The sequence below is a fragment of the Bacillus sp. H1a genome (assembly GCF_000633475.1).
Lineage (GTDB): Bacteria > Bacillota > Bacilli > Bacillales > Bacillaceae_G > Bacillus_A > Bacillus_A paramycoides.
Genome location: NZ_AYMH01000031.1, coordinates 36,610 through 54,999, shown reverse-complemented (window position 1 = coordinate 54,999; position 18,390 = coordinate 36,610). Strand labels below are relative to the sequence as shown.

General features: G+C 35.8%; 18 protein-coding genes. 3 read left to right on the top strand and 15 right to left on the bottom strand.

Features of this window, described 5'->3' with window-relative positions; all coding sequences use genetic code 11:
- Positions 1–183: 183 nt before the first annotated feature.
- Positions 184–1,053, top strand: a complete 870-nt coding sequence (locus U860_RS0115475) for a cation diffusion facilitator family transporter (protein ID WP_025149268.1) — start codon at positions 184–186, stop codon at positions 1,051–1,053.
- Positions 1,054–1,275: 222 nt separating this feature from the next.
- Here the strand turns inward: U860_RS0115475 and U860_RS0115470 are convergent, their stop codons facing one another.
- The 6 genes from U860_RS0115470 to U860_RS0115445 all read right to left on the bottom strand — a co-directional run bounded on the left by U860_RS0115470 (position 1,276) and on the right by U860_RS0115445 (position 5,449).
- A complete protein-coding gene (locus U860_RS0115470; RefSeq protein ID WP_240184476.1) occupies positions 1,276–1,599 on the bottom strand; it encodes a VOC family protein in 324 nt (107 codons plus the stop codon).
- Between the two features lie 193 nt (positions 1,600–1,792).
- Positions 1,793–2,341 (bottom strand): DUF2179 domain-containing protein, encoded by a 549-nt coding sequence (locus U860_RS0115465; protein ID WP_025149267.1) that lies wholly within the window; start codon positions 2,339–2,341, stop codon positions 1,793–1,795.
- Positions 2,342–2,572: 231 nt separating this feature from the next.
- Positions 2,573–2,986 (bottom strand): ATP synthase subunit I, encoded by a 414-nt coding sequence (locus tag U860_RS0115460; protein WP_002172713.1) that lies wholly within the window; start codon positions 2,984–2,986, stop codon positions 2,573–2,575.
- A 53-nt stretch (positions 2,987–3,039) separates the two neighbouring features.
- Positions 3,040–4,362 carry a hemolysin family protein gene (locus U860_RS0115455; protein ID WP_025149266.1) on the bottom strand — a complete coding sequence of 441 codons (1,323 nt, stop codon included), beginning with the start codon at positions 4,360–4,362 and terminating at the stop codon, positions 3,040–3,042.
- A 119-nt stretch (positions 4,363–4,481) separates the two neighbouring features.
- On the bottom strand, positions 4,482–4,889 hold the full coding sequence (locus U860_RS0115450) for a MerR family transcriptional regulator (protein WP_025149265.1): 408 nt from the start codon (positions 4,887–4,889) through the stop codon (positions 4,482–4,484).
- A 209-nt stretch (positions 4,890–5,098) separates the two neighbouring features.
- Entirely contained in the window at positions 5,099–5,449 is a 351-nt protein-coding gene (locus U860_RS0115445; protein WP_025149264.1) for an SH3 domain-containing protein, read from the bottom strand.
- Positions 5,450–5,653: 204 nt separating this feature from the next.
- On the opposite strand from U860_RS0115445, the gene U860_RS0115440 reads away from it, so the two are divergent.
- On the top strand, positions 5,654–6,553 hold the full coding sequence (locus U860_RS0115440) for a DMT family transporter (RefSeq protein ID WP_025149263.1): 900 nt from the start codon (positions 5,654–5,656) through the stop codon (positions 6,551–6,553).
- Positions 6,554–6,636: 83 nt separating this feature from the next.
- Here the strand turns inward: U860_RS0115440 and U860_RS0115435 are convergent, their stop codons facing one another.
- Positions 6,637–7,491, bottom strand: coding sequence for a pentapeptide repeat-containing protein (locus tag U860_RS0115435; RefSeq protein WP_025149262.1), 855 nt, complete (start codon positions 7,489–7,491; stop codon positions 6,637–6,639).
- Between the two features lie 195 nt (positions 7,492–7,686).
- Between U860_RS0115435 and U860_RS0115430 the strand changes: the two genes are divergently transcribed.
- Positions 7,687–7,863 carry a DUF1272 domain-containing protein gene (locus U860_RS0115430; RefSeq protein WP_002172718.1) on the top strand — a complete coding sequence of 59 codons (177 nt, stop codon included), beginning with the start codon at positions 7,687–7,689 and terminating at the stop codon, positions 7,861–7,863.
- A gap of 129 nt (positions 7,864–7,992) precedes the next feature.
- Here the strand turns inward: U860_RS0115430 and U860_RS0115425 are convergent, their stop codons facing one another.
- The 8 genes from U860_RS0115425 to U860_RS0115390 all read right to left on the bottom strand — a co-directional run bounded on the left by U860_RS0115425 (position 7,993) and on the right by U860_RS0115390 (position 18,382).
- Positions 7,993–9,054, bottom strand: a complete 1,062-nt coding sequence (locus U860_RS0115425; protein WP_025149261.1) for a lactonase family protein — start codon at positions 9,052–9,054, stop codon at positions 7,993–7,995.
- 137 nt (positions 9,055–9,191) lie between these two features.
- Positions 9,192–10,733, bottom strand: a complete 1,542-nt coding sequence (gene gntK, locus U860_RS0115420; protein WP_025149260.1) for a gluconokinase — start codon at positions 10,731–10,733, stop codon at positions 9,192–9,194.
- A gap of 311 nt (positions 10,734–11,044) precedes the next feature.
- Complete coding sequence (fsa, locus tag U860_RS0115415; protein WP_025149259.1) at positions 11,045–11,713, bottom strand: fructose-6-phosphate aldolase; 669 nt, start codon at positions 11,711–11,713, stop codon at positions 11,045–11,047.
- A 50-nt stretch (positions 11,714–11,763) separates the two neighbouring features.
- Complete coding sequence (gene gnd / locus U860_RS0115410; protein ID WP_025149258.1) at positions 11,764–12,657, bottom strand: phosphogluconate dehydrogenase (NAD(+)-dependent, decarboxylating); 894 nt, start codon at positions 12,655–12,657, stop codon at positions 11,764–11,766.
- A gap of 127 nt (positions 12,658–12,784) precedes the next feature.
- The gene (tkt, locus tag U860_RS0115405; protein WP_025149257.1) at positions 12,785–14,779 is read right to left on the bottom strand and encodes a transketolase; all 1,995 of its coding nucleotides are present in this window, start codon (positions 14,777–14,779) and stop codon (positions 12,785–12,787) included.
- Positions 14,780–14,818: 39 nt separating this feature from the next.
- Entirely contained in the window at positions 14,819–16,303 is a 1,485-nt protein-coding gene (gene zwf / locus U860_RS0115400) for a glucose-6-phosphate dehydrogenase (protein ID WP_025149256.1), read from the bottom strand.
- A 487-nt stretch (positions 16,304–16,790) separates the two neighbouring features.
- Entirely contained in the window at positions 16,791–17,339 is a 549-nt protein-coding gene (locus U860_RS0115395) for a glucose-6-phosphate dehydrogenase (RefSeq protein WP_025149255.1), read from the bottom strand.
- Between the two features lie 89 nt (positions 17,340–17,428).
- On the bottom strand, positions 17,429–18,382 hold the full coding sequence (locus U860_RS0115390; protein WP_025149254.1) for an NADP-dependent oxidoreductase: 954 nt from the start codon (positions 18,380–18,382) through the stop codon (positions 17,429–17,431).
- Positions 18,383–18,390 lie beyond the last annotated feature (8 nt).

Sequence of the window (18,390 nt, the reverse complement as noted above, 5' to 3'; positions counted from 1 at the left end):
CTTTAATTCATTCTACTAACTTATATTTCAATTTTTTCATTAACAATTAAATATGCCCAAGGGAAACATATTGAAACCGCTTCAATTTTTATTGTCTTTCGCAAAAAGATTGCTATAGACCCACTGTATTTTGAACTGATAACATAAAAAATAATTAATAAAAGGTAGGAGGAATATGTAACAATGAATTCATCAAAAGTAGCTTTTTTGTCAGTATTAAGTAACTCTTTTGTTGTTATTTTAAAAGTTGTTATTGGTATATTTACTGGTTCAGTAGCTATTCTTTCCGAAGCCATTCATTCCTCTTTAGATTTATTAGCTTCAATCATCGCTTTCTTTTCTGTCCGAATTTCAAATAAACCGGCGGATAAATTACATCCCTATGGACATGGAAAAGTAGAAAATATTTCTGGAACAATCGAAACATTACTAATTTTTATAGCTGGTTTTTGGATTATTTATGAATGTGTCCTTAAATTGATACACCCCGAACCAATTCGGCTCCCATTTTTAGGAATAGTTGTTATGTTGATTGGAGCACTCATCAATTTTGTAGTATCACGTATTGTTAACAAAACTGCTGAAAAAACAAATTCTATTGCAATGAAATCTAATGCACTACATTTACTCACTGATGTTTACACTTCCTTAGGTGTTGCAATTAGCTTATTTCTAGTTAGTCTAACTGAATGGAGTTTTCTAGACCCAATCATTGGAATTATTTTAGCTGTTTATATTATGACTGAGGCCTTCAAATTAATGAAAGAGTCCTTTCCCCCATTAATTGATGCACGTTTATTACCAGAAGAAGAACAAAAAATCATAAAAATTATAGAATATTATAAAGATGAATATATTGAGTTTCATGATTTTCGTTCAAGGCGTTCAGGTCCAACTGAATACATAGATTTTCATCTTGTCGTTTCATCTCACTATAACATTGAAACAGCACATGAGTTATGTGATCGGATAGAGCAAAATATTAAGAAACAATTTAATCGTGCTCACATACTAATACATTTAGAACCAGAACATGAAATTTTAATATATTAACTTGAAAAACCATTAAAATTTTTAAAGTAATTAGAAAAAAGAACGCTTATAGGGTATTGTAGGTCGTGTAGGTACTATTCTCACGACCTGCAAATAAGCCTATAATAGTAAAACGCTTATCACCTTCTCACTTTCTGCTAAAATGAAATTTTTATTATAACTTTAACTATCTTCCTAAACTCTAGACTATAATCGAATTTATTGTTTTATTCAGCAGCCTAATTAGGTTAATTTGAAAATCGCCTTAATCCGTTCATTTTGTTCTTTTTTATCTAAGTATTCAAAAAATCCTAGTCGATTCCCCCACGGATCACTAAATGTTCCGCATTTTACAGGTACTTCTTTACGAGAATGCATCTCGAATTTTGCTACATTTAATTCCCTGACTATCCTTGTCCGTTCAGCCTCAATATCCATTATCGCTAAACGAAGAGGTCCACTACCTGCAGAAGGTATGCCTTCTGCAATCTGTATCCAGCAGCCTTGAATGCGTTCCCATTCTGCAAATCCTTCGTGCGGGAAAAAGTCTGATTCCTTATTGAACAAAGTTTTGTACCACTTAAATGGCTGGAAACAACAAAGCGGAAAGTTTTACTTTTATGTTAATGGTAAACTTTAAACAGGTTAGATATACAGTTGTAAAAGCGCAAAGTCCTGACACTACCCCCAATTAAATTATTGAATGACCGCTAGTTTATATAAAATAAAAAGGAGCAGCTTTTCAGCTGCTCCCTTTTATTTACGATGCATGATGATTTTTCTTCTTCATTAACGCTCTCTTCTTCATCGCTTTCGTTAAATATCCACCTTTAAATGAGCGGATTTCATAAGATGACATAAACGCTTTCGGCGCAATTTCATTAATAATTTCTAACAGTTCTTTCTCTCTAGAACGCTTTGCAACGATATCTAAGCGATAACGTATTGAATTAATTCCTTCGCCTTCAAATACTGTAACGCCAAATCCAGAGTGGCGTAATTCATCTACTAATTCATTACAACGGTCTAGTAAACTAACTTGATACGTAATATATCCAATTGCTAATTTATTCTCTATATAACCGCCTAATAAAAGTCCCGTACTAAAGCCGATGACATAGGCAACAATATTCATCCAATTTGATAAATCTTGAAACACAATACCTAAACTGACAATGTAAATGGCTCCTTCTAACAATCCTACACCAGCAGCGGATCTTGTTTGATTCTTTACAAGCAAAATCGTACGGATTGTTAAAATTGGAACGTAAATAATTTGAAGCACAAAAATAAGTAACGCTTGTAACATTGGTATCCACCTCTTTCACAAATTCTTTTGTCATGATAACATACATAAGCTTTAGAAATCGATGGGTTTTTAAATTTTTTTTTATTATTTTCCATACTATTGAAAAACCTAAAAAAGGAGCGTATTATATTTATCGTTAATTCGATTGCACCATTGAATCGTACATATTATATTAACTATTGTGCAATTTATTATCAAACTCAAAAAAGGAACCCGATAAGGTTCCTTTCATTATAACTCTATTTTTTGTGAAGCATTCTTCTTTTGCTTCTCTTCTTCTTTCACTAGCTGCATATTCGCATAGGCTAAATTCGCAATCATTAAAAAGTGCCCACCTAAAATCCCTGTACCAAATGCCCACATTTCCATTTCATGCTCAATTTCATACATAATGATAGCCCCTAATATCGCGGCTGCAAATCGGTTTAAAACTCCTAATCCAGGAGCCTTTTCTTTCAGCACAATACTTCTTCCTATTTTCTCCACTCTGCGAGCTAATAACCAAAGACAATATGCACTTACCGCTAAACCGATACCAAACCCTGTCACTTGTTTTCCAAACGGAGTAACCGCCCACATTAGTAGTAAACCACTAAAGATCGTATACAATTGTAATCGATATACACGTAAGGCTACTTGAATCAAAATATCCGCTCCTAATTTCACATTTTATGATGTGTCAGAAGAAAAGCAGCAACTTACACAGTTACTGCTTTCTCTTGTTGATGGTCCATTTTCCGAATTTCAACACGTTTAATTTGATAAGCATCTTTTTCTAACACTTTAAATTCATAGCCTTCTGCTTCAACGTATTGTCCTTCTTCAATTTCATGATTTTGCATCATAATCCATCCACCGATTGTATCCACATCGTCTTCTTCAATGTGTAATCCAAACAAATCTTTCACTTCTGTGATGAGCACTTTTCCATCAACAATTTTATGGTACTCGTTCACATGCTGAATTGGTGGTGCTTCATCTTCATCATATTCATCACGAATTTCGCCGACGATTTCCTCCAATATATCTTCAAGCGTTACAATTCCAGCTGTCCCTCCGTACTCATCATATAAAACAGCCATTGGAATTCGCTTCTTCTGCATTTGCAGTAATAAATCATGAATTGGAGTTGTTTCCATAACTTCAATAATCGGACGCATATACGTGCGAATCGATGATAAATCTTCTTTATCGTTGTTCATATATCGAATAAAGAAATCTTTTACATTGACCATACCGATAATATCATCTTTATCTTCTCCAAAAATCGGATAACGTGTGTATCGTTCATTTTGGATTACTTTCATGTGTTCTTCTACTGAATCTTCAAGATAGAAACCAACGATTTCTGTACGTGGTACCATTATCTCTTTCGCAATGCGATTATCAAATTCAAAGATATTATTTACATACTTGTATTCAGCTTGATTAATTTCTCCACTTTCATAACTCTCTGAAAGAATAAGACGTAACTCTTCTTCTGTATGAGCTACTTCATGTTCAGAAGCTGGTTTCAAACCGAATAAGCCAGTTACAACGCGAGCAGAACTATTCAATACCCAAATAAATGGATACATAACTTTATAGAACATCATTAACGGACCCGCAAATAACAATGTCACTTTTTCAGCTTTTTGAATTGCCATCGTTTTCGGAGCTAATTCCCCGACTACAACGTGCAAGTACGTCATCGTCATAAATGCAAGACCAAACGTTAATACTTGTGAAATAGAAGGATTTAAATTCAATTTCTCAAATAACGGGTGTAATAATTTTTCTATCGTCGGTTCACCTAACCAACCAAGTCCCATCGCTGTAACTGTAATACCTAATTGACAAGCAGATAAATATTCGTCTAAATTTGTTGTTACCTTTTTCGCTGCTAATGCACCGCGTTTTCCTTCCGCAACAAGCTGATCAATGCGACTTGAACGTACTTTTACAATCGCAAACTCTGCTGCTACGAAAAATCCAGTAAATGCGATTAAAATCGCAACCATGACTAAATTAAATATTTCCAATGAATACCCTTAGTTAAAAAACTAAGGTGTCCACCTCCTGTATACTATAATGTTTTCTTATTTATTCGTTAGAAAACATAGCCCGATACAAAAATTAAAGAGGTCGGATTTCACTTTTTCTATAATAATAGAGCAAGTGTCTGTATTAAAGCTGTCGTTTGACCTGATAAAGATTTCGATATTTTTTCACGTTGTGAATCAGTCAATTCATCTAAAAGAGGCTTTAACTCCGTTAGCTCTGCTTCTAATCTATGAATATGGTCTGTCACTTCATTCACTTGTTTCGAAACGTGTTCATTGATACCGAGCAGCTTCTTCTTCTCCTCGATTTTCTCTTTAATCTCACAAAGCGGCATATGCATTTCTTTGCACTTCTCAATAAATTGTAATGTTTCAAATGCTGTTTCGTCGTAATAGCGATAATTAGATTGAGATCGCTCCGCTTTTAAGATACCTAGATTCGTATAATAATCAATCGTTCGTTTCGACACGTGAGCCATGAGAGCCAACTGTCCGATTCGATACACCTTCCCAACGATCTTCCCCCCTTGTTTATAGTACTAACATCATACAACACATAAACTGTACAGTCAAACGTGACGGTTTATTATTCACGATATACAAAATTTCATTTCTCATCTTATACTATTCAAAAATATATAAACTATCGTTTTCTCTAGCAATCTATTTTTTTTTAATCTACAACTAATATCCTCATGAACAAAAGATATGTGTCCTAATTTCGCCTCAAGTTTTCTTTCGGCACCCATCCAACTTCACCATCTATCTTTTCACACCAGAGCCATCCATTTAATTCTTCTAATCCAATAAGTATTTCTCCACTACTCACATTTAATTCTTTTGCAGTATATCTCTTTATAATAGCTCCACTTCCATCAGTACGTTTACTTATAATTTGTTCTGGTACCCAACCTTTTCTTTTATATTTCTCTTCTGAACAATACACCCAGCCATCCCAGTTTTCTGGTCCCTTATACTTTTCACCAATAGAAACGAAATCCCCCTCATCTAAACAAATTGGGTCAGGATAGTTACTAACATGTGATTTCATAACAATATATTGCATAACACCTTAAAAAATCAGAAAATTAAGTTATAATATCATTATAAAATAAGAAGGAGGAATATGCATATGTACTACAACACTTCATTCGAAAACGATCAACCTGTAGGCCGTCTATAAACTAAGACGGGCATTCATATAACACATACACTATGCCTCGTCTTAGGGAATTTATCATCACCCTAAAAATAGACGGAGGTAATTCAAATGAAACAAACAATTTTAGGAGCTATATGTTTATCACTAGCAGCAAGTATTTGGGGCGGTATGTATGTTGTTAGCAAATATGTACTCTACTTTATCCCGCCACTAACACTCGTTTGGCTACGCTTTATTATCGCTTTTGTTGTTTTATACGTGCTTTTGAAAACAACAGAAAGAAAGCAAAAGAAAAAAATAACCATCCAGAAAAAAGATTGGTTACTATTCGCTTGGATTGGATTCATCGGGTACTTCATTTCGATCACATGTCAATTTATCGGAACAAAATTATCCGACGCTCATACAGGCTCTTTAGTAACGTCAGCTACACCTGCATTTATGGTCATATTTGCAGCGCTCATTTTAAAAGAAAAACTAACTGCTCGTAGACTGTTATCAACTATCATCGCAACAATCGGTGTCATTATCGTTATCGGATGGGATATTGAAATTGGCTCCTATTTTATCGGTACAATCATTTTAGTTGGAGCCGCTATTACGTGGGCTTTACTATCCATTTATGTAAAAATCGCTTCAGCTCGATTTTCATCTTTAGTTATTACAACGTACGCTATTTTCTTTTCACTCTTTTTTATAACACCTTGTATGGTGTGGGAATTTCAATCAACTCCTATTGAACACGTGAACATGTACGTATTATTAGGCGTACTCTATTTAGGAATCGTCTCAACCGCAGGTGCATTTTTCCTTTGGAATAAAGGGTTAGAGTTAATGGATGCTAGCATCGGTTCATTATTTTTCTTCTTCCAACCTATCGTTGGATCATTGCTTGGTTGGTTCTTATTAAACGAGACGTTAAGCAGTAACTTTTTCATTGGTGGTATTCTTATTATATGCAGCGTTATAATTACTACGCTTGAAAAGAAAAAACAGGCAGAGATTTAATCTCTGCCTGTTCGTATAATTGGATCTTGTTTGTAAAATCCAATACAAATTGGTATATTACTTTGCAAACCACTACATGCAATTTACACAGTCCAATGCGCTGGACGAGACAATAATTTCGGCAATTTTGTATGTTTGTCCCCTCTTGCTGCATTAATCTGGACTTGCGTAAGAAAAATACTATTTGTAAAATCTGCTCCTCTAATATCTGCATCTCGCAAATCTGCACCTATGAGGTCAGCACCTCTTAAATTAGCATCTCGTAAATTTGCCGCAATAAGATAAGCACCTCTTAAATTCGCTCCTTGTAAATCTTTCTTTTTAAGATTTCCTCCCATTAGGTCCGCACCTCGGTGACTAATTCTTTTCTTATTTGCAGAATTCATTCCCCTCCAAACGAGTTCACTCGTTTCCAGAAGGAGAACATTCACTTCTGCACGGTGTAATGGAACATTTACTTTCATTAACTCATCGGCACTTAAATTTGAAAGGCGTTCCGTCTCTTCAATCGCTTTACTAAGCTCATGATGAATCGTTTGCGTCACCTTTAAAAGAACGGCTTCCTTCAAATACCAAAGCATTTCATGAAGCTGATGCATAACCGGAAAAGCATCATACATTTTTCTAGCATGCTGAGCATCTTTCCGCCAATCAATTCCTTTAAACGTAACTTGAGAAATCTTTTGCCCAGCACCGAAACATTCAAACACTGTACAACCTTTATAGCCTTTTCCTCTAAGACTTTTATGTATACTACATTTATAATCTGATTGTAAATTTGAACAAGGTTTACCACCATCTTTATTCACCGCAAAATCTACTGACGCTGCGAACGGTAACGCTACACAGCATAGACCAAAACATTTTTCACAGTCTGCTTTTAAACTATTGTAATTTATATTCTCTTCTACATAAAAATAATCGTTATTATTAGTCAAAATATATACCCCCTGTTGTCTTTTGACTATTTCATAATATTCCAACTGCACTAAATAATCAATTTTAAAATAAACCGGCATATTTCATCTCAAACAACAACTTAATCCGTTTATTTCCTTTCATTTAAAAAGGACTTCCTCTACAATATTAATTATAATTAAATTAAGAACTTTCAAACAACAAGGAGAGATACTATGGCACTAGAAATGAAAACAAACTGTCAAATTTGCGACGATTCCCTTCAGCCCGATTCCGAAGCATACATATGCGTGTATGAATGTACATTTTGTGCACCATGTACAGAGGAAAGACAAAATGTTTGCCCGAACTGTGGTGGGGAGTTAGTACGTAGACCAAAAAAGAAACAATAAAAAGCAAAGCGATGATCGCTTTGCTTTTTACGTTTCTTTTTTGATATATGAAATTATATCGACGTTTCGACAAAGAACTACATTTCTACATGAATTGAGCTTCCATCCCTTGCCCTTTATCAACGCACGTTAAACATTTAAAAATTTAACACAAACAGGCTCTGGTACAACAGCATCCGATTGTAAAAGAGTTAGCTTCCCTGTAGTTTCATTTCTTGAAAATAGCACAAGACTATGTGACTTTTCATTTGTAGCAACAAGAAACTTTTCAGTAGGATCTAATACAAAATCCCTCGGCCAATTTCCTTCTGTAGATGTATGTTCAACAAATGTAAGCTGACCTGAATTTTGATCCACATTGAAAACAGCAATACTATTATGACCACGATTCGCTGCATACACAAATCGACCGTCAGAAGAGATGTGTATGGCACTTCCTTGACTATTTTCATCAAATTCTTCTGGAACAGTAGTAATATACTGTAATTCTGTAAAGGCCCCTTCTTCCGAGTGATATGATAATACAATGACTTCAGAACTAAGCTCTGTCATCACATAGGCGTATTTTCCATTCGGGTGAAAAGTAATATGCCTTGGGCCACTTCCTGGGTTCACAGACAAGCTATTAACTTCTATTAGAGTACTATCTTTTATTTCATACGTAATTAATTTATCAATCCCTAAATCAACACCCACCACATATTTTTCATCAGGAGTATATCCCGCATAATGTGCGTGTGGTTTTTCTTGTCTTTCTTTATTCGGACCTGAACCTTTATGTGTAATAATAGAGACAGCAGGATTTACAGTTCCATTTTCTTCATTTACTACAAAAGACTCAATCGTTCCTTTATGGTAATTTGCTGTAACTACCGTACGATTTCTACTATCAACACTAATATGACAAGGAGAGGCACCTTCTACTATTTGTCTGTTTTCTGCCTTAAGCTCTCCAGTATGGTTGTCAATCGAATAAGCAGCTACACCACCAGCTTCTCCTTCTTTTATAACAGAATAGAGATATTGATTATTTCGGTTAATGGTTACATATGTAGGGTTATCCAGCTTGGCCGCATGTGTTACATTACTAATTTTTTTTGCTTCCGTATCTAAAGTAAAAGTATATATTCCTTCACTATTTTCTTTCGTGTAAGTTCCAACATATCCAATAAACTTTTTGTTATCCATCATTTTCATAACCCTCTCCCTATAGTTTTCGTTCTTCATACTTCTTACTAAGCAGCCTTAAACTATTTTATATTGAAAGAATATCCTAAAAAATCGGAGTACCTCTTTATAAGTTACCACATTTTTCTGCGAAACAGCCTCTAAACCCATTTTTTCTGAAAAGCTGCTATACTTTCATATTCTTCTTCCAAGTGACGGGATAGACGAATATAGATTGGTGTTAAATCTTTATATTTTTCCACACTTTCCATGTTTGGCTCATGATAAAAATTTGCACCTACCATTTCAGAAACTACGTGTAATGTATCTATTTCACCTAGACTATATAAACCGAGGATAGCAGCTCCTAAGCAAGAGCTTTCGAAACTTTCAGGAACATATACGTCTTGATGAAAGATATCCGCCATCATCTGTCTCCAAAGTTCTGACCTTGCAAAGCCTCCAGTTGCTTGAATTTTTCCCGGTTCGCCAATGAGCTCTTTTAAAGCAAGAAGAACAGTATACAAGTTATAAATGATCCCCTCTAAAACAGCACGGATAAGGTGTTCTTTCTTATGATGCAATCCTAGTCCAAAGAAAGAACCTCGCGCATTTGCATTCCATAAAGGAGCTCTTTCTCCTGCTAAATACGGATGAAATAATAAACCGTCAGATCCAGGGTTAACTTTTGCTGCTATTTCAGTAAGCACTTCATATGGATCTTTTCCTAAACGCTTCGCATATTCAACCTCTATAGTACTCAGCTGGTCACGGGCCCACCTGAAAATCATACCACCGTTATTAACTGGCCCACCAATTACCCAATGTTCCTCAGTTAACGCATAACAAAAAATCCTACCCTTTGGATCTGTTACAGGATGATTTGTTACAGCACGTATCGCACCGCTCGTACCAATTGTAACAGCAACAACCCCAGGCTCTATCGCATTTACCCCTAAATTCGATAGTACGCCATCACTAGCTCCTACTACAAAAGGAGTAGAAACGTGTATGTTCATTTCTCTTGCAAGCTCTTCATTTAACCCTCTCAAGCTGTGCGTCGTTGGAACTAGTTTAGAAAGCTTTTCATCTGAAATTCCTGCAACATGTAGAGCTTCCTCATCCCATTTTAAAGATTTTAAATTGAACATTCCTGTTGCTGATGCTATAGAATAATCAATTACATATTCCTTATATAACTTATAAAAAACATACTCTTTAATAGAAATGAATTTATAGCTTTTTGCGAACAATTCTGCATGCTCATTCTGAAGCCAAACTAATTTCGAAAGTGGTGACATAGGATGAATTGGTGTCCCAGTACGAAGGTAAATTTCATGACCATTCATATCATTCTTTATTTTCTCTGCCCAGCTTGCGCTTCTATTATCAGCCCAAGTGATGCATCTCGTTAACGGACTCCCCTCTTCGTCTACAGCAATGACGCTATGCATTGCCGAACTAAAAGAGACGCAAAGAATATCAATCGGCTGTATATTACTTGATTGTACAATTTCTTTTATAGTATGTATCACTGCTTGAAAAATCTCTTCCGGATCTTGTTCTGCTGTTTCTGGCGTGGGAGAATGTAAAGGATATTCAATCCCATGGCTTGCAATAACAGACCCATCAATCGAAAACAAAACTGATTTTGTACTAGTTGTTCCAATATCTACACCAATCATATATTTTGAACTCACAATGTAACCCCTTTCAAAATATTCCTATAAAAAAAGAGCACCCACAAAGTTCTTCCTTAATTAAATATACATACTTGAGAGCCCATGATTTATACGAAAAAAGACTCTCCCTTATGAGAGCTACGTGCTAACAAACTTTACTCTCATAAGGAGGTCCTTTTCATAACTATTGTGCTATTTTGAAAATGAATCGTTTCTTTTTATATTGCCGTTTTCACGTAATAAGATGCCAAACTCGAGATTAAGTTTACAGGATGAAGTCACATAGAGAGTGGTCCTCTCGTGAAAAAGCAATTGGTGAAAACTTCACTTCATTATAATTTAGGCGCTTTCGCCCAATCCGTAGCAAACTTTTCAATACCTTGGTCTGTTAATGGATGCATAGCAAGTTGTTCAATTACTTTATAAGGAATTGTTGCAATGTGAGCACCTGCCATCGCTACACGAGTTACATGATCCGGGTGCCTGACAGAAGCCGCAATGATTTGTGTATCTAATTGATGAATAAAGAATAATTCAGCAATTTTAGCAACCAATAGTACGCCATCTTCAGAAATATCATCTAAGCGACCTAAAAATGGAGAAACATACGTTGCACCTGCTCGAGCCGCTAAAAGAGCTTGGTTCACAGTGAAAATAAGTGTAACGTTCGTTTTAACACCTTTTTCAGTAAGATAGCGACAAGCTTCTAATCCTGCTAGCGTCATCGGAAGTTTTATCGTGATGTTTTTATCGCCACCGTTAATTTTAATCAATTCTTCTGCTTGGGCAATCATCTCTTCAGCTGTAATAGCATCTGGAGTTACTTCTGCCGAAACAGACTCGACTTTAGGTACTGCCTGACAAATTTCTGCAATACGATCTTCAAACTTGATGCCCTCTTTTGCTACTAAAGAAGGATTGGTTGTAACACCAGCTAAAACTCCCAGTTTATATGCTTTTTTTATGTCCTCAAGATTTGCAGTATCAATAAAAAACTTCATGATCAATTCCCTCCATTTTTTAAACGTTACGAGTTATAACTTTAGGATTTTTATTTCTTTTCGACTGCATGTCCGCCAAATTCATTGCGCAGGGCTGCTACAACTTTTCCTGTAAACGTATCATTGTCTAATGAGCGGTAGCGCATTAATAGAGACATTGCGATAACAGGAGTTGCTGTTTGAAGGTCTAATGCTGTTTCTACTGTCCATTTTCCTTCACCAGAAGAATGCATAACTCCCTTAATTTCATCTAGTTTTGCATCTTTAGAAAATGCATTTTCAGTCAATTCCATTAACCATGAGCGAATTACTGAACCGTTGTTCCATACTCTTGATACTTTTTCATAATCGTAGTCAAATTCACTTTTCTCTAAAATCTCAAATCCTTCACCAATAGCAGCCATCATACCGTATTCAATTCCGTTGTGAACCATTTTTAAAAAGTGACCACTACCAGCTTTTCCAGCATATAAGTATCCATTTTCTACAGCTGTATCGAGGAAAATAGGTTCAACGATTTCCCAAGCTTCTTGATCTCCTCCGATCATGTAACAAGCACCATTACGAGCGCCTTCCATTCCGCCAGAAGTTCCTGCATCCATAAAGTGAATACCCTCTGTCTTTAATTGCTCATATCGGCGGATAGACTCTTTATAATGTGAATTACCAGCTTCAATTAATATATCTCCTTTTGATAACAGCGGTGTAACCTCATTAATAACAGAATCAACAACAGCGTGCGGAACCATAACCCAAAGAATTCTTGGTGATTCTAATGACTGAACAAGTTCATTTAAACTAGATACACCTGTAGCCCCATACTCTTTCATTTCTTCCACTGCACTCGTATTTAAATCGAATGCTGCCACTTGATGTTTATGATCAATTAAATTTTTCCCTAAATTCAATCCCATTTTACCTAAACCAATTAATCCTACTTGCATAATATAGTTCCTCCTTAAATCACCTTTTATTAAAAATCCATATCACTACAATCTTGAATACCTTTTTGACATATCATTTTCAGCACTTATAAGTTGATATGTCCAGAAAGGTATTCACAGTCATAGCTTAAGATTTCAATACATTTTGTATAATTTGAACAACATTTTCTGTCGTAAATCCAAATAGATTCATGACTTCAGCTCCAGTTCCTGAAGCTCCAAATGTTTCAATCGATAATATTTTCCCTTCCTGTCCTACATAACGCTCCCAGCCGAGAGATACACCCATCTCAAGAGATACTCGTTTTGTTACAGAAGACGGAAGAACTGATTCTTTATATTCTTTCGATTGACGATCGAACAACGCCCAGCTCGGCATTGCAACGATACGAACAGAAACATGTTCTTCTTCTAATTTCGCTTTCGCACTAACAGCCAAGGATACTTCAGAACCTGTCGCAATTAAAATCACATCCGGATTTTCATTTGTTTGCGTTAATACATAAGCTCCTTTAGAGAGGTTCTCTATGTTCGCTTTCATTTCATCAAACACCGGTAAATTTTGACGGCTAAGTACTAAAGCCACGGGACCATCCGTTTGTTGTAAAGCATAAGCCCAAGCACTCGCTGTTTCATTTGCATCTGACGGACGAATAACTGTTAGACAAGGAATTGCCCGAAGAGCTGCCAAGTGTTCAATTGGTTCATGCGTTGGACCATCTTCTCCCACAGCAATCGAATCATGTGTAAATACATAAGTAACAGGTAGCTTTTGCAATGCAGCAAGTCGAATTGATGGACGAAGATAATCATTAAATACAAAGAATGTACTTACGAAAGGTTTTACTCCTCCATGAAGTGCCATCCCATTAGCTGCCGCTCCCATTGCATGCTCACGTACACCGAAGTATACATTTCGGCCAGCAAACGATTCTACTGCATACACTGCTTCACCTTTTATATCTGTCATAGTAGAATGCGAAAGATCTGCACTTCCACCAAAAATAGAAGGTATCGATTTCACATAATGATTAATAGCTTCTCCACTTGCAACACGAGTTGAAATAGCTTTATCAGTATCAAAGGATAGAATGTCATTCGCTTCGATTAAAACCTCACCTGTAATCGCTTTTTCTAATTCATCTGCTAGTGCAGGATTCGCTTCTCTATATAACTTGAACTGCTCATTCCAGTCGTTGTCTTTTTCAATACCTTTTTGTTTAAGTTCATTAAAATGAGCTTTAACTTCTTCAGGTACAAAGAAATTTCCCTCATAATTCCAACCATACACTTGTTTTGTCGCTGTCGCCTCTTCTACTCCAAGCGGATTACCATGTGCTTTGTTTGTTCCAGCAACTTTTGGACTTCCATAACCTATAATTGTTCTAATTTCTATAAGGGTAGGTTGGTCCGTATTGTCTTTCGCTAATTTAATGGCTCTTGTAATAGCCTCAACATCGTTCCCATCTTCAACTCTTACATACTGCCATTGTGCAGATTCTACCCTTTTCTGAATATCTTCAGAGAAAGCAATGTTTAATTCACCATCAAGTGAAATTTCATTTGAATCATACAGTACAATTAACTTACCAAGTTTCATATGTCCTGCTATTGACATCGCTTCATAAGAGACACCCTCCATTAAGTCACCATCTCCAACTAAAGCGTACGTATTGTGATCTATAATAGAGTGACCATCCTTATTAAACTTCGCTGCTAAATGAGCTTCCGCCATTGCCATTCCTACAGCATTGGCAATCCCTTGTCCTAATGGGCCTGTAGTCGCTTCAACTCCAGGAGTATGACCAAACTCAGGATGTCCTGGTGTTTTACTATTTAACTTTCTGAATTTTTTTAAGTCATCAATTGAAACGTCATACCCAGCTAAATGAAGTAGGCTATATAATAGACTAGATCCATGTCCTGCTGATAAAACGAAACGATCACGGTTAAACCATTCTGGATTATTAGGATTGTAATTTAAATGATTCGCCCATAATGCATAAGCCATTGGTGCTGCTCCCATCGGAAGACCTGGATGACCTGAATTTGCCTCGTTAATAGCATCAATCGATAAAGTACGAAGTGTATTAACTGCTAATTGATTCATGTTTTGTGCCATAGTAATTGTCCCCCTAAATACCTTCATTTCAGAATGTGCTTATTTTTCCGTTTTTTGATCTAACCACCATTTAAATTCACTTTCTTGTAATAGTTCATTAGCCGCATCTGGACCATATGAACCAGACTGATATTCATGAAGCGGCAATAAGTTTTCCTCGAATGCTTCAAGAATTGGCTGTACCCATTCCCATGACAATTCAACTTCTTTCCAATGCGCAAAGAATGTAGAATCTCCACTCACAGCATCATGGATGAGTCTTTCATAAGCTTCAGGTACCCCCAATTCAACTTGCTCGCATGTAAAATTAATACGAATCGGTTCAATCTCTCCATTTTTCAATGGATTTTTACTATTTAACTGTAGTGAAACATTCTCACCTGGGCTAATTTCAATTATTAATAAGTTAGGCTCTGCCTTTGGATTATTATCTTGATATTGCTGTTTTAACGTATTTTTAAATTCGATTACAATACGAGTAGACTTTTCTTTCATTCTTTTACCTGTTCGTATATAAAAGGGAACGCCAGTCCAAAATGGATTATCGATCCATAAGCGAGCGGCAACAAATGTGTCTGTGTTAGAAGAAGGATTTACTCCTGGTTCCTCTTTATATGCTACAACTTGTTGACCATTTATTTCTCCTGAAACGTATTGTCCGCGTACGATATGGTTCTGAACGTCTTCTTTTTTCACTTTACGAAGCGCCTCCATTACCTTTCGTTTTTCCTCTCGAATTTCAGATGCACTAATCTTTTCCGGCAGATTCATTGCAGTCATCATTAATATTTGTAATATATGATTTTGAACCATATCACGAATTGCTCCCGCCTGATCATAATATCCGGCTCTTTCTTCAACCCCAACCGTTTCACTAGCTGTGATTTGTACATTCGCTATATGTTCTTTGTTCCAAATCGATTGGAGAACAGGATTTGCAAATTCTAGTGCCTCAAGGTTTTGAATCATCGGCTTACCTAAATAATGATCAATACGGTATATCTCATCTTCTTCAAACGTTCGACTCAGCTTATCATTAAGCTCACGAGCAGATTTGAGGTCGTGTCCAAACGGTTTCTCAATCATCAGGCGTTTCCATCCATCCGTTCTATCAAGTCCGCTTTCCTTAATATTTAAAGCAATTGTCTCGAAAAAATCAGGTGCAACTGAAAGATAAAACATTCTATTACCTTTTATATTTAGTTCTTCTTCCCTTTCACGAACTACTTGTAATAACCTCTCATAGTCTTCCGGCTTACTCACATCTAATGGACAATAGCGAAAATTATCTAAAAAACCTTCAAGTTCTGGAGTACCTTCTTCCCTATGACGGGAAAACGTCTCTATTGATTCTTTTATTCTTTCTTGAAAATCTACATGAGATACTTGACGTCTCCCAAGCCCGATAACGGATATTTGCTTTGGAAGCTTTTGATCTCTATATAAGTTATATAGTGCGGGGTAAATTTTTCTTTTAGCTAAGTCCCCTGTCGCTCCAAATAAAACAAAGGTCATTGATTCCAATTTCAGTCCCCCTCGTGGTGTATAATCATTGTCAATATATTAAAAATGAATTGTACAGAAGCTAATACTCTTGTTGATTCATTCTTGCTTCTTCTTATCTTCTAACTTCATGTTTTTACAAAAAAATAAAGAGTTATCAAATTCCAATTCTTTTTATACTTTTCGCTTTCTAATTGTCCCCAATATTAATAGTGGCAATTCAAAGCATTTCTATCACAACTTACTTATTTATCGAATTGAACTTAATAATATATATTTAATTACTTTTTGTTATTAAATAACCTTACGCCTAGTATATTAACTACATAAATTATTATCGTCAAGGAAAATATCTCGAATTAAAGATTTTTAAATTCATAATATTTTTCAGTTTTTGTCTATTTATTAAATGATGTACCCATATTAACTTCATCACTCGCAAAATCTTGAATACAAATCTATATAAAGAATGCTTTTTTGCGTATTTCTATAATATATCCATTCATTTTTAAAGATAATGATCAATACAATAAATATCAGCTTCGTCAAAACCTTTACTTAGCTTTGCATTTAACTCGCAAGTGGATTTAAAATTATGACTAAACGGCTTCTCGATAATAAGACGTTTCAATCCTTTTGTAGTCCACAATCCACTCTCCTTAATATTTAAAGCAATCACATCAAAAAGCTCTGGTGCAACAGATAGGTAAAACATGCGGTTTTCAGGAATGTTTAATTCTGTTTCACGTCGCTTTACAAGCCCCAATAAATCTCGATAGCCATCTGTATTCGCTGCATCTAATTGACAATAACGAAATGCGCTAATAAATTCTTTTACTCCTGACTGATCATCAGTAGATCGTCTAGAAAATGTAGCAAGGGATTGTTCTACTCTTGTTTGAAATTCCACATCTGACATTGCCCTTCTGCCAATACCAATAATAGAAAAAGATTGCGGTATATTTTGATTACTAAATAGGTTGTATAAAGCAGGGTAAATTTTACGTTTCGCTAAATCCCCTGTCGCTCCGAATAAAAGAAATGTCATTGAATCCATTTGCTATCTCCTTTTTAAAACAATTTCTAGAAAAGAATATATAAGCTCAGTCGCTACTTAGCACAATACTGTCTCTAAAATCTCATACTTTACCAATGTTTCTTTAATACAATTTTGCCAAGAACACGTTCTGACTCACTTAAGCGGTGTGCTTCTTTTGCACCTTCTACATGTAAAGGCAACACATGCGTTACAACAGGCTTAATCTTCCCACTCTCAATTAATTCTGTTATAAGAGAAAGTTCATATCCGTTAGGTTCAGTAAATATATGATCAGTCTGAATATTTTTCTCTATAGATATTTCAGTTTGCGGGATTTCTATACCCTTTGGACCATAAATGGACGCTAACTTTCCATTTGGTGCAAGTACTTTATAACTGTCCCTTAGTACATCTTCACCTAATACATCAAATACAATATTGTAATTATGCAGAAGCAGAGAAAAGTCTTCTGTTCTGTAATCGATGGTAGTATCAGCGCCTAGCTCCTTTACAAACTGTATATTTTTTGTACTAGTTGTAGTTGCAACATGTGCACCGAAGCTTTTTGCCAACTGAATAGCAAACGTGCCAATTCCTCCGGATCCCGCATGAATTATGACCTTATTATCCTTTTGAATATTGGCGAATTTCACTAAGCTTTGCCAACTTGTCAATCCTACAAGAGGGATTGATGCCGCCTCTTCAAAGGATAGATTTCTCGGTTTTTTCGCTACATACTTCTCATCGACTGCCACGTACTCTGCATAAGTGCCATTTCGTTCAATTTCCGGACGACTATATACTTCATCACCCACTTTAAATGCTGTTACGTTTGGCCCTATGGCAATAACTTTACCGGCAACGTCCCATCCTAAAACGAGCGGGAAGTCATAAGAAATTACGTCTTGAAGTAAACCTTCACGTATTTTCCAATCCACGGGATTTACACCAGCTGCATATACTTCAATCAGTACATCGTTGTCTCCTAATAGAGGTGTTTGCATTTCCATCTCTTGTAGTACACTTTCATCTCCATATTGCATAAGTCCTATTGCTTTCATTCTTTCCA